Origin of the sequence: Achromobacter sp. K91 (genome assembly GCF_003576205.1) — a bacterium.
Lineage (GTDB): Bacteria > Pseudomonadota > Gammaproteobacteria > Burkholderiales > Burkholderiaceae_B > Achromobacter > Achromobacter aegrifaciens.
The window spans coordinates 402,181-413,330 of sequence record NZ_QWFB01000030.1 but is presented as its reverse complement, the minus strand read 5'-3'; the positions used below and the strand labels follow the sequence as shown (position 1 = coordinate 413,330).

11 protein-coding genes are annotated in these 11,150 nt (G+C 67.0%); 9 read left to right on the top strand and 2 right to left on the bottom strand.

The features are described 5' to 3' along the window. Nucleotides 1-842: 842 nt before the first annotated feature. Both DXK93_RS13515 and DXK93_RS13510 read right to left on the bottom strand, forming a co-directional pair. Nucleotides 843-1,388, bottom strand: a complete 546-nt coding sequence (locus tag DXK93_RS13515) for a hypothetical protein (protein WP_119450301.1) — start codon at nucleotides 1,386-1,388, stop codon at nucleotides 843-845. Next, nucleotides 1,388-2,323, bottom strand: coding sequence for a LysR substrate-binding domain-containing protein (locus DXK93_RS13510; RefSeq protein ID WP_054458988.1), 936 nt, complete (start codon nucleotides 2,321-2,323; stop codon nucleotides 1,388-1,390). The genes DXK93_RS13515 and DXK93_RS13510 overlap by 1 nt, the downstream gene beginning before the upstream one ends. A 167-nt stretch (nucleotides 2,324-2,490) precedes the next feature. Between DXK93_RS13510 and gtdA the strand changes: the two genes are divergently transcribed. The 9 genes from gtdA (at nucleotide 2,491) to DXK93_RS13465 (ending at nucleotide 11,149) form a co-directional block, all read left to right on the top strand. Then, a complete protein-coding gene (gene gtdA / locus DXK93_RS13505; protein ID WP_054458986.1) occupies nucleotides 2,491-3,543 on the top strand; it encodes a gentisate 1,2-dioxygenase in 1,053 nt (350 codons plus the stop codon). A 78-nt stretch (nucleotides 3,544-3,621) separates the two neighbouring features. After that, entirely contained in the window at nucleotides 3,622-4,320 is a 699-nt protein-coding gene (locus DXK93_RS13500) for a fumarylacetoacetate hydrolase family protein (RefSeq protein ID WP_119450292.1), read from the top strand. A gap of 17 nt (nucleotides 4,321-4,337) precedes the next feature. Further along, on the top strand, nucleotides 4,338-4,976 hold the full coding sequence (gene maiA, locus DXK93_RS13495; RefSeq protein WP_054458981.1) for a maleylacetoacetate isomerase: 639 nt from the start codon (nucleotides 4,338-4,340) through the stop codon (nucleotides 4,974-4,976). Further along, on the top strand, nucleotides 4,973-5,356 hold the full coding sequence (locus tag DXK93_RS13490) for a chorismate mutase (protein ID WP_054458979.1): 384 nt from the start codon (nucleotides 4,973-4,975) through the stop codon (nucleotides 5,354-5,356). Before maiA ends, DXK93_RS13490 begins: the two co-directional genes overlap by 4 nt. Further along, complete coding sequence (locus DXK93_RS13485) at nucleotides 5,349-6,338, top strand: tripartite tricarboxylate transporter substrate binding protein (protein WP_119450291.1); 990 nt, start codon at nucleotides 5,349-5,351, stop codon at nucleotides 6,336-6,338. The genes DXK93_RS13490 and DXK93_RS13485 overlap by 8 nt, the downstream gene beginning before the upstream one ends. A 46-nt stretch (nucleotides 6,339-6,384) precedes the next feature. Then, on the top strand, nucleotides 6,385-7,737 hold the full coding sequence (locus tag DXK93_RS13480) for an FAD-dependent oxidoreductase (RefSeq protein ID WP_119450290.1): 1,353 nt from the start codon (nucleotides 6,385-6,387) through the stop codon (nucleotides 7,735-7,737). Between the two features lie 18 nt (nucleotides 7,738-7,755). Further along, the gene (locus tag DXK93_RS13475) at nucleotides 7,756-8,967 is read left to right on the top strand and encodes a 3-hydroxybenzoate 6-monooxygenase (RefSeq protein ID WP_054458972.1); all 1,212 of its coding nucleotides are present in this window, start codon (nucleotides 7,756-7,758) and stop codon (nucleotides 8,965-8,967) included. Between the two features lie 29 nt (nucleotides 8,968-8,996). Then, complete coding sequence (locus DXK93_RS13470; protein WP_054458970.1) at nucleotides 8,997-10,172, top strand: ABC transporter substrate-binding protein; 1,176 nt, start codon at nucleotides 8,997-8,999, stop codon at nucleotides 10,170-10,172. A 62-nt stretch (nucleotides 10,173-10,234) separates the two neighbouring features. Next, complete coding sequence (locus DXK93_RS13465; RefSeq protein ID WP_082401347.1) at nucleotides 10,235-11,149, top strand: branched-chain amino acid ABC transporter permease; 915 nt, start codon at nucleotides 10,235-10,237, stop codon at nucleotides 11,147-11,149. Nucleotide 11,150 lies beyond the last annotated feature (1 nt).

Below are 11,150 nucleotides of genomic sequence, written 5' to 3'. Positions count from 1 at the left end.
ACTGCCCCGTCGTCATCTTCGTCCAGGCCTTCGGCCTTCCCTTCAGATTCCCTCGGGCGCATCGAGGTTGCCCGCCACTCAGGCGCCCGCGCCGATGGGTTACTTGAATCTTGGACTGATGCGCTGCTAGAGCTGTGGTCAGGGACGATTCTTGGGCTGCCCGTCATTCTCGGCCGCGCGGGCGGCCGTGAATGACATACGTGATTTCTTGAATTTCGATTGTGTTCGCTTGCGCGAATGCGGCGAGTGGTTTGCTAATGGTCGCCAGCTCATGGGGAATGGGCGGTGATGGATGGCGCGCGGTGGCGAACTACTTGCGCATGCTGACCGTCACGCGCGCCACCCATCCGGCACTGACGTTGAAAGACGATTGTTGGCAAACCGACGCGCTTCAACTCCCCGCATACCCAAATTCACCAACCACCAGCGCGCAGCGCCAACACGCGACGCAAAACGCCGCGTAAGCCCCAAAAGGCCGCCCGCGCGGCCGGCCTGGGGCGGGCCCCGCAAGACACGCCCCAACCCACTAGCCGTGGCGAGAATGCCAAACACACCGACCGCCCCAGCGCCCGTGAAGATTCATACATCGGAGCCTGTCGCGTCGGCGGCCTGCGGGGCGCGGGGCGTCGATAAGCCCGAGGGAATCTGAAGGGAAGGCCGAAGGCCTGGACGAAGATGACGACGGGGGGGGGCCGCCGAGGCAAGTCCGGAGCGAATGCTCCGGACCGCAATCGTTGCCCCGCGCCCCGCAGGCCGCCGACGCGACGGGCGCCTTAAGAACCTACAGCCTCTTCAAGAACCCACAGCCTCCTCAAGAACCCACAGCCTCAAAAACCAAACCATCACCCCCGCCGCTCCATATACCTCCGCGCCATCTGATACCCCGCAAACACATAAAACCCATTGCTATTGAGCACCAGCCAAGCCCCCAACCCGCCAAGCAAAGCCACCACCGGTCCCACCGCCCGAACGTCTCCCTGCGTCCACCCGATCACGCCCAGGAAGCCGACAGCAATCAAGCCCAAGGCCAGCCGCTTCAGCACCACCAGGCCGGATGCATGCCCGCCCATGAAGGCCACCACGCCAATGGCCAACGCCAGGGCCGTCGCCGCACAGACCAGCACCAGCGCGAACGCCGCCAACGCCGGCCCCGCGCCGCGCAGCAGCAGGCTCAGCAAACCTATCCCCACGCCCAGCCCGCCTGTCATCACCAACACCGCCAACACCAGCGGCGACCACATCCCCGGCGGCGCGCGACGCGCATCCATCTCCGCCACGAAGCGATGCATCGCCGCCGACGCAGCCGGTTGGTCCTGATCCGGCAGCGCCGCCTCCAGCTTGCGGCACTGCGCGATCAACGCGTTCAGGCCCGCCCGCGGCGCATCCATCATGCCCTCGCCGCGCCCGGCGCATGTTCCGCCACCGTGCTGCGCAAGGCCGCCATTGCCTCCTGCACCGCGATCGGACGGAACGCATCCTCGCGCCAGTACATCGCCACCGACCCGAAGCCCGACAGACGCACCGGAATGATCCGCATCGCCCGCATCTGCGAAAACCGCAGCGCCGCCCGGTGCGAAGCCACCCCGATCATGTCGCTGTTATTGATCAACGTGAGATTGATGGTCACCGAATTCGATTCGACGTGGTCCGGCGGCGGCGCCTGGCCCGCCGCCGCCAGCGCCGCGTCCACCGCATTGCGGATAGGCGTGCCTTTTGGCCACAGGATCCAGCGGTAAGACAGCAGGTCTGGCCAAGAGGGCTGCTCGATCGCGAACAGCGGATGGCGCGGCCGCGCAACCAGGTGGATGGGTTCCAGGTACAGGGCCTCGAAGCGGATCGCCGGGTCGTGATGCTCCGGCGCCGAACGCCCCACCACGATGTCCAGGTCGCCCTGCGCCAACTGCGCCAGCAACTGGTCGGTCGTACCCTCCACCAGCTTCACGCGGGCCTGCGGCATGCGCTCGAGCAGCTTCATCACCGCCAGCGGCACGGTGTCCGACGCCGACGCGCCCGACGCGCCTATCACCACCCGGCCGCCGCCGCCCTCGCGCAATGCCGCCATGTCCGCGCTGGCGCGATCCAGTTGCGCCTCCACCCGCTGGGCATGCGCGATCAGCACGTCGCCGTGCGGCGTGGGCCGCAGGCCGCGCGCGTGCCGTTCGAACAGCGGCAGCCCGATGTCGTCTTCCAGATCCTTCAGCCACTTGGACAAGCCCGGCTGCGTCGTATTGAGCATCGCCGCCGAATGGCTGATGTTGCGGGTCTGGGCCAGGCTGAGCAGCATTTTCAGATTGCGCAGGCGCAACCGGTGGGTCCAGTCCATGCAGGCCCTCGTCTCGTCTATGTATATTCTTATTGGTATGGATAATAAGATAAATTCATTTCAAAACACATAGCTCCTTACGCATAATCGTCTCCATATCAGGACCAGCCGCGAGCCACGCGGCGGCCACGCGAAGCCGGCGCCAGCCGGACATTCCGGAGACAAGCATGCCCGACGGTCACACCCCCGGCGCGGACCGCGCCGCCTATTACGCACGCATCGCCAGAAAACACATGGCTCCCTTGTGGGAGTCGCTGCACAACCTGGTGCCGCGCGAACCCGCGCCGCGTTGCGTCCCCGCCATCTGGAAGTACGAAGACGTGCGCGACGACGTCATGGCGTCCGGCTCGCTCATCACGGCGGAAGAAGCCGTGCGGCGCGTGCTCATCCTGGAGAATCCCGGCCTGCCCGGCCAGGCCAGCATCACGCAGAGCCTGTATGCGGGCCTGCAGCTGATCCTGCCTGGCGAAATCGCGCCCAGCCACCGCCATACGCAGTCGGCGCTGCGCTTCATCGTCGAAGGCCGCGGCGCCTACACCGCGGTCAACGGCGAACGCACCACCATGCACCCCGGCGACTTCATCATCACACCGTCATGGACCTGGCATGACCATGGCAACGCCGAAACCGCCGAAGGCGGCGAGCCAGTGGTCTGGCTGGACGGCCTGGACATTCCGCTGCTGCGCTTCCTGGACGCGGGTTTCGCCGAAAACTATCCCTCGGCCACACAACCCGTGACCCGCCCCGAGGGCGACAGCATGGCGCGCTACGGCCACAACATGGCGCCCGTGCGCCACCAAACCTCCAGCGGCACATCGCCCATCTTCAACTACCCCTATGAACGCAGCCGCGAAGCCCTGGACCAGCTCTACCGCCACGGCGAACTGGACCCCTGGGACGGCGTGAAGCTGCGCTACCTGAATCCGGCCACCGGCGGCTACCCCATGCCGACCATGGCGACCTTCATGCAGTTCCTGCCCGCCGGATTCCAGGGCAAGACCTACCGCAGCACCGACTCCACGGTCTACAGCGTGGTCGAAGGCCGCGGCACCGCGCGCATCGGCGACCAGGAATTCCACTTCGGCCCGCGCGACGTCTTCGTCGCGCCGTCCTGGCAGCCCGTGCAGCTGGCCGCGCTGGACGACGCCACCCTGTTCAGCTATTCCGACCGCCCCGTGCAGGACGCGCTGGGCGTGTGGCGCGAAGCGCGCGTCGGCTAAAGGCCGGCGCGCTCCCTCCACTTCCGTATCAGGCCGGGGCCGCGCCAGGCCCCGCCCCGCATTCCTCAAAGGTGACCCATGTCTTTCGTCTTCGACCCCGCCGCTCCCATCGCCGTGCCCGTTGCCGGCAGCCAGGACAGCTTCCCCGTGCGCCGCGTCTATTGCGTCGGCCGCAACTATGCCGCCCATGCCCGCGAAATGGGCTTCGACCCCGACCGCGAACCGCCGTTCTTCTTCTGCAAACCGGCCGACGCCGTGGTGCCGGTGGCTGAAGGCAGCACCCTGTCGCTGCCCTATCCTTCCGAGACCGCCAATCTGCACTATGAGATCGAACTGGTGGCGGCCATTGGCAAGGGCGGCGCCAACATCGCCGTCGACGACGCGCTGCAGCACGTCTGGGGCTATGCCGTGGGCCTGGACATGACCCGCCGCGACCTGCAGATGAAGATGCGCGAAGCCGGCCGGCCCTGGGAACTGGGCAAGGCCTTCGACCTGAGCGCGCCCATCGGCCCCCTGCATCCTGCCGGCGCGGTCAAGAACATCGACCAGGCCGCCATCTGGCTGCAGGTCAACGGCGCCGACAAGCAAAGAAGCGACATCGGCAAGCTGATCTGGTCCGTCGCCGAAACCGTCGCCTACCTGTCCAAGTACTTCCGCCTGGAAGCCGGCGACCTGATCTACACCGGCACCCCCGAAGGCGTGGGTCCGGTGGTGCGCGGCGACAAGATGGTCGGCGGCGTGGACGGCCTGGGCACGCTCAGCGTGCAGATGGTGTGAACCTTCCAGGAACCCGCATGCAACTGCACAGCTTCTTCAATAGTTCCACCTCCTATCGCGTGCGCATCGCGCTGGCGCTCAAGGGTTTGCCGTACGAGTACCTGCCTGTGAACCTGCGCAAGCAGGAGCAGCGCGCGGCGGATTACGTGGCCAAGAATCCTTCCGCGGGCGTGCCCCTGCTGATCGATGGCGACACCCAGCTGTCGCAGTCGCTGGCCATCGTCGACTACCTGGACGCCACCCATCCCGAGCCGCGCCTGATCCCCGCCGGCACGCTGGAGCGCGCCCGCGTGCTGGAGCTTTCCGACGCCATCTCCTGCGACATCCACCCCGTCAACAACATGCGCATCCTGCGCTATCTGCAGGACGTGCTGGGCGCCAGCGAAGAACAGAAGAACGCCTGGTATCACCACTGGATCCGCGAGGGCATGACGGCTGTGGAAGCGCTGCTGGCGCGCCACGGCCATGGCGCCTACTGCTACGGCGACGCGCCCACCCTGGCGGACTGCTGCCTGGTGCCGCAGATGGCGAACGCCCAGCGCATGGGCTGCGACCTGTCGGCCTATCCGCGCGCCATGCGCGTCTATGAACACTGCAATGCGCAGCCCGCCTTCCAGCAGGCGGCTCCCACCCAGCAACCGGACTACACCAAGTGAGCAACCAGGAACCCGACACCCAGGGCGCGCCGCTGCGCGAATACACCGATCCCGCCTACCGCCCGCTATGCGCCAACCTGGCGGAAGTGCGCGCCAACATCGACAGGCTGGACGATGAGATCGTGCGCCTGATCGCCGAACGCGCCATGTACGTGAAGGACGCCGCGCGCTTCAAGCGCGACGCCTTCCAGGTCAGCGCCCCGGCCCGCCAGGCCCAGGTCTTCGAAAAGGCGCGCCTGCTGGCCGAACGCCACAACCAGGGTTTCGCCAACCTGGACCAGGTGGTGGACGCCACCTATCGCGCCATGGTCGCGGCCTTCATCGCCAACGAACAAACCTATTTCAACACCATGAAGGATCTCGGAGACACCCATGCATAAGCCCTACGCGCGCCGTATCGCCGCCCATGCCCTGATCCTGGGACTGGCCGCGCTTGCGCCGCTGGCCGCCGCGCAGGCCCAGGCCTGGCCGGCCCAGCCGCTCAAGGCCATTGTGCCCTTCGGCCCGGGCTCCAGCCCCGACCAGGTGGCGCGCATCGTTGGCGAAAAGGCCGGCGCCATCCTGGGCCAGAGCATCGTCATCGAGAACAAGCCGGGCGCCAGCGGCAACATCGGCACCTATGCCATCGCCAACGCCAAGCCCGACGGCTATACCTTCGGCGTGTCCATTACCGGCCCGCTGGTCAACAATACTCTGCTGTTCGACAAACTGCCCTATGCGCCGGCAACCGACCTGGCGCCGCTGACGCTGGCGGTGCACCAGCCCAATGTGCTGGTCGTGCCCGTCTCGGCCGGCATCGACAACATCGGCCAGTTGCTGGAAGCGCTGAAGAAGAATTCGGACAAATACAACTTCCCTTCCACGGGCGCCGGCACGGTGTCGCACCTGGCCGTGGAACTGATGCTGCAGCAGACCGGCGCGCGCGCCACCCACGTGCCCTATCCCTCGTCGCCCGCGGCGCTGACCTCGCTGCTGTCCGGCGACACGCAGTTCGCCGCGCTGCCGCCCATCGCCGTCATGCCCATGGTGAAGGATGGACGCCTGAAGGCCCTGGCCGTCACCTCCTCCAAGCGCTCCGCCCTGCTGCCCGACATCCCGACGCTGGCCGAAGTCGGCGTGCCGGGCATCGAGGGCTCGGCGTGGATCGGCTTCGTGATCTCGTCCAAGGTTCCCGCCGACATCCAGAAGAAGCTGTCCGACGCGCTGATCCAGGCCATCCGTGATCCCGAGGTCACCAAGCGCCTGCAGGCTCAGTTCATGGATCCCGCCGGCACCACGCCCGCCGAGTTCCGCGCCTACATGGACGACGAACTCAAGCGCTGGGAGCCGCTCATCAAGAAGCTGGGCATCAAGGGCCAGTAAACCGGCGCCCGGCCACGCCGCGCAACCCAAACAAGGAGAACACGGGATGCTCATCACCGAACCCGCCCGCCAGGTTCCGCTCTACGGCGAATATGAGGTCGTCGTGCTGGGCGGCGGCCCCGCCGGCCTCTTGGCCGCCGCCAGCGCCGCGCGCAACGGCGCCAGCGTGCTGCTGGTGGAACGCTACGGATTCCTGGGAGGGATGGGCACGGCGGCCGGCGTATCCAACTTCTGCGGCCTGCACGCGAACATCCGGGGCGACATCCGCCAGGTGGTCCACGGCATGACGGACGACCTGCTGGACCGCATGCGCGCCATGGACGGGCTCAACGAGCCTCACCTGATCCTGGGCAAGGTCCACGCCCAGGCTTATGACATCTCGGCCTTCAAGTGCGCCGCCGACGGGCTGGTCCAGGCCAGCGGCGCACAGGTGCTGTTCCATGCGCTGGCCACCGGCCTGGCGCGCGGCGCCGACGGCAACGTGGATGCGCTCTTCCTGGAAACCAAGTCCGGCCGCTGCGCCGTGCGCGCCAAGGTCTATATCGATTGCTCGGGCGACGCCGATATCGCCCAATGGGGCGGCCTGCCCTTCGAGAAAGGCGACGAGCACGGCGGCATGCTCTATCCCACGCTGATGTTCAAGGTCGGCAATGTCGACGGCGCCCGCGCGCAGGAAGCCTGGAAGACCATCCCCCAGCTGATGGACCAAGCCGCGGCCAGCGGCGAATTCACCTTCCCGCGCCGCGGCGCCATCGTGCGCCCGCAAAAGCACGACTACGAGTGGCGGGTCAACGTGACCCAGCTGGCCAACGCCGACGGCAGCGCGGCCGACGGCACCGACGCCGATTCCCTGTCGGCCGGCGAGCTCGAAGGCCGCCGCCAGATCGTTCAATACCTCGCCTTCCTGCGCGCCAAGGTGCCGGGCTTCGAGAACGCCTATGTGCTGGACATCGCGCCGCAGCTGGGCATCCGCGAGACCCGCCGCATCGTGGGCGAGGCCGTTCTGAGCAAGGAAGACGTGTTGGGCTGCGCCGACTTTCCGGACAGCATCGGCGTCAATGGCTGGCCGCTGGAAATGCACACGGCCGGCGACGTGCAATGGCTCTGGCCGCCGATCCCCGAGTCCCGCGGCTATAACCAACTGCCATTCCGCATGATGGTGCCCAAACGCGCCCCGGGCGTGGCGGGCAATGTGCTAGTGGCCGGGCGCTGCGCCTCGATGACGCACGAAGGCCAGTCGGCGGCTCGCGTAAGCGGCAGCTGCTTCGTCATGGGCGAGGCCGCGGGCACGGCGGCTGCCATGGCGCTGCGCGCAGGCATCGCCCCCGGTGACGTGCCCATTTCCGCCTTGCAGGCGCAGCTGGTGAAACAAGGCGTGTTCCTGGGCGGCCAGGACTGAACGGCGCGGAGGCCATACATGAACGCAACGCAAACCGATAAATCCGTGATCGTGGTGGGCGGCGGCATCGGCGGCCTGGCCGCGGCGCTGGCGCTGACCCGGCAAGGCATCGCCGTGCAGCTGCTGGAGCAGGCCGCGCACATCGGCGAAATCGGCGCCGGCATCCAGCTCGGTCCCAACGCCTTCGCGGCGCTGGACGCCCTGGGCGTGGGCCAGACCGCCCGCGCCCGCGCCGTGTTTACCGACCACATCATCATGATGGATGCGGTGGACGCCCGCGAAGTGGTGCGCATCGATACCGGCGAGGCCTTCCGCGAGCGCTTCGGCGGCCCCTATGCCGTGATCCATCGCGCCGACATTCACTTGTCCATCCTGGAGGCCGTGCAGCAGAATCCGCTGATCAGCTTTCGCACCTCCACCCAGATCGCCTCCATGTCGCAGGACGACAAGGGCGTGGAAGTCGTGGACACCCAGGGCAACCGCTATCGCGCCGACGCCGTAGTAGGCGCAGACGGCGTGAAGTCCGTGATCCGCGAACGCATGGTAGGCGACCCGGCGCGCGTGACCGGCCACGTGGTCTATCGCGCCGTGGTCGAACGCGAGAACATGCCCGAGGAGCTGCGCATCAACGCCCCCGTGCTGTGGGCAGGCCCGCACTGCCATCTGGTGCACTACCCTTTGCGCGGCGGCCAGCAATACAACCTGGTGGTGACTTTCCACAGCCGCGAACAGGAAGAATGGGGCGTGCGCGAGGGCAGCAAGGAAGAAGTGCTGTCCTACTTCCAGGGCATCCACCCGCGTCCGCACCAGATGCTGGACCGCCCCACGTCCTGGAAGCGCTGGGCCACCGCCGACCGCGAGCCCGTGGAACGCTGGGGCCAGGGGCGCGTGACCATTCTGGGCGATGCCGCCCATCCTATGACGCAATACATGGCCCAGGGCGCCTGCATGGCGCTGGAGGACGCGGTGACATTGGGCGAAGCCGTGAAGCAATGCGGCCAAGACCTGGAGGCCGCGTTCCGCCTGTACGAATCCGTCCGCATCCCGCGCAGCGCGCGGGTGGTGTGGTCCACGCGCGAAATGGGCAGGCTCTATCACGCGCGGGGCGTCGAACGCACCGTGCGCAACATGCTGTGGACCGGCCGCAGCCAGTCCCAGTTCTACGACGCGTTGCAGTGGCTGTACGGCTGGAAGGTGGAAAACTGCCTCGCGGGGCAATCCTCTCAATAGAACAAATGCAGGCACCCAAGGAGACAACCATGAGAAAAACCGCAATCCGCGGCAGCGCCGCCCTCGTGCTTGCGCTGACCGCGTTCGCGGCCGGCGCGCAGCAAAAGCCGGTCGACATCGGCTTCATCGGCACCCTGTCCACGCCCGCCGGCTACATCGGCGAAGACGAGCGCGACGCCTTCATGCTGGCGGTCAAGGAAGGCGGCGGCAAACTCGGCGGCGTGCCGGTCAATGTGCGCGTGGAGGACGACGCGCTCAAGCCCGCCAACGCCAAGCAGATCGCCGACAAGATGGTGCAGGGCGGCGTGCGGCTGTTCACGGGCATCAACTTCTCCAACGTCATGGCGGCCGTGGGGCCGACCGTGCTGAACGCGGGCGGCTTCTATGTCAGCCTGAACGCGGGCCCCTCCAACTACGCCGGCAAGGCCTGCAACCCGAACTACTTCTCGGTGGCGTTCCAGAACGACTCCTACGCCGACACCGCGGGCCTTGCCGCCAACGAGCTGGGCGCCAAGCGCGTGGTCATCATGGCGCCCAACTACCAGGCCGGGCGCGATGCGGTGGCCGGCTTCAAGCGCACCTACAAGGGCGAGATCGCCGACGAGATCTACACCAAGCTGGAACAGGCCGACTTCTCGGTGGAACTGGCGCGCATCCGCTCGCTCAATCCCGACGCCATCTTCCAGTTCCACCCCGGCGGCGCGGGCATCAACCTGACCAAGCAATTCGCCAACTCCGGCCTGGCCGACAAGATCCGCATGATCACGCCCATCTACTCGATGGACGACCGCATGCTGGCCGCGACCGGCAATGCCGGCAAGGGCTTCTACCTGAGCTCGTTGTGGAGCGCGGATCTCGACAACCCGCAGAGCAAGCATTTCGTCGAAGCCTTCACCAAGGCCTACAACCGCGCGCCCACCGCCTACGCGGCCCAGGCCTACGACACCGCCAACCTGATCGGCTCCGCACTGAAGGCCGTGGACGGCGACATCACCGGCCGCGCTGACGACTTCCGCAACGCGCTGCGCCGCGCCGACTTCCCCAGCGTGCGCGGCAAGTTCAAGTTCGGCCCCAACCAGCACCCGATCCAGGACTGGTACCTGCTGCACATCGAGGCCGGCCCCGACGGCAAGCTGGTCTACAAGAACCTGAAGGTCATCGCCCGCGACCATACCGACGTGCACGCCGCCGACTGCAAGATGTAAGTCCGCACGACGCCCGGCGGATTGCGCGCAGTCCGCCGGGCCCACTCCACGAGGAGTCCCCAATGCTGATGTTTTTGGAGCAGGTCTTGAATGGCCTGCAGTACAGCGCATTGCTGTTCCTGCTGTCGGCGGGCTTGACGCTGGTGTTCGGCATCATGAACGTCATCAACCTGACGCACGGTTCGTTCTACATGGTCGGCGCGTTCTGCGCGGCCAGCGCCGCGGCGGCCACCGGATCGTTCCTGGCCGCGCTGCTGGCGGCGCTGGCGGGCGCGGCGCTCTATGGCCTGGTGGTGGAGTTGCTGGTGATCCGCCATCTGTACCGCCGCGACCACCTGGACCAGGTGCTAGCCACGCTGGGCCTGACGCTGTTCACCAACGAGATGGTGACGGTGCTGTTCGGCCGCAGCCCGCCCTTCATGGACATCCCGCCCTTCCTGTCGGGCTCGGTGGAGATCCTGCCCGGCCTGAACTATCCCCTCATGCGGCTGGCTTTTATCGGCGCTGGCGTGCTGGTGGCGCTGGGGCTGTGGCTGCTGATCTCGCGCACGCGCGTCGGCATGCTGGTACGCGCGGGCGCCGACGACGGCGAAATGGTCGACGCGCTGGGCGTGAACATCCAGCGCCTGTTCACGCTGATCTTCACGCTAGGCGCCCTGCTCTGCGGCTTTGCCGGCGTAATGGCGGCGCCGCTCCTGGCGGTGGAGATCGGCATGGGCGAGCGCATCCTCATCACCACCTTCGTGGTCATCGTGGTGGGTGGCGTGGGTTCGGTGCGCGGCGCGCTGGTCGGTTCTCTGATGATAGGCATGACCGATGCGCTGGGGCGCGCCTACATCCCGTTCTGGATGTCGCGGCTGCTGCCGCCGGAGCTGTCGGACTCGGCAAGTTCCAGCCTGGTTTCGGCCAGCATCTACATCCTGATGGCCATCGTGCTGCTGTTCAAGCCGCGCGGCCTGGTGCCCGCGCAGCGATAGG

Bases quoted from the DNA above. Each gene is read 5' to 3' on its own strand.
- DXK93_RS13480 (WP_119450290.1), top strand. From the start codon at position 6,385: ATGCTCATCACCGAACCCGCCCGCCAGGTTCCGCTCTACGGCGAATAT.
- DXK93_RS13485 (WP_119450291.1), top strand. From the start codon at position 5,349: ATGCATAAGCCCTACGCGCGCCGTATCGCCGCCCATGCCCTGATCCTG.
- maiA (WP_054458981.1), top strand. From the start codon at position 4,338: ATGCAACTGCACAGCTTCTTCAATAGTTCCACCTCCTATCGCGTGCGC.
- DXK93_RS13515 (WP_119450301.1), bottom strand. From the start codon at position 1,388: ATGGATGCGCCGCGGGCGGGCCTGAACGCGTTGATCGCGCAGTGCCGC.
- DXK93_RS13510 (WP_054458988.1), bottom strand. From the start codon at position 2,323: ATGGACTGGACCCACCGGTTGCGCCTGCGCAATCTGAAAATGCTGCTC.
- DXK93_RS13500 (WP_119450292.1), top strand. From the start codon at position 3,622: ATGTCTTTCGTCTTCGACCCCGCCGCTCCCATCGCCGTGCCCGTTGCC.
- DXK93_RS13465 (WP_082401347.1), top strand. From the start codon at position 10,235: ATGCTGATGTTTTTGGAGCAGGTCTTGAATGGCCTGCAGTACAGCGCA.
- DXK93_RS13470 (WP_054458970.1), top strand. From the start codon at position 8,997: ATGAGAAAAACCGCAATCCGCGGCAGCGCCGCCCTCGTGCTTGCGCTG.
- DXK93_RS13475 (WP_054458972.1), top strand. From the start codon at position 7,756: ATGAACGCAACGCAAACCGATAAATCCGTGATCGTGGTGGGCGGCGGC.
- gtdA (WP_054458986.1), top strand. From the start codon at position 2,491: ATGCCCGACGGTCACACCCCCGGCGCGGACCGCGCCGCCTATTACGCA.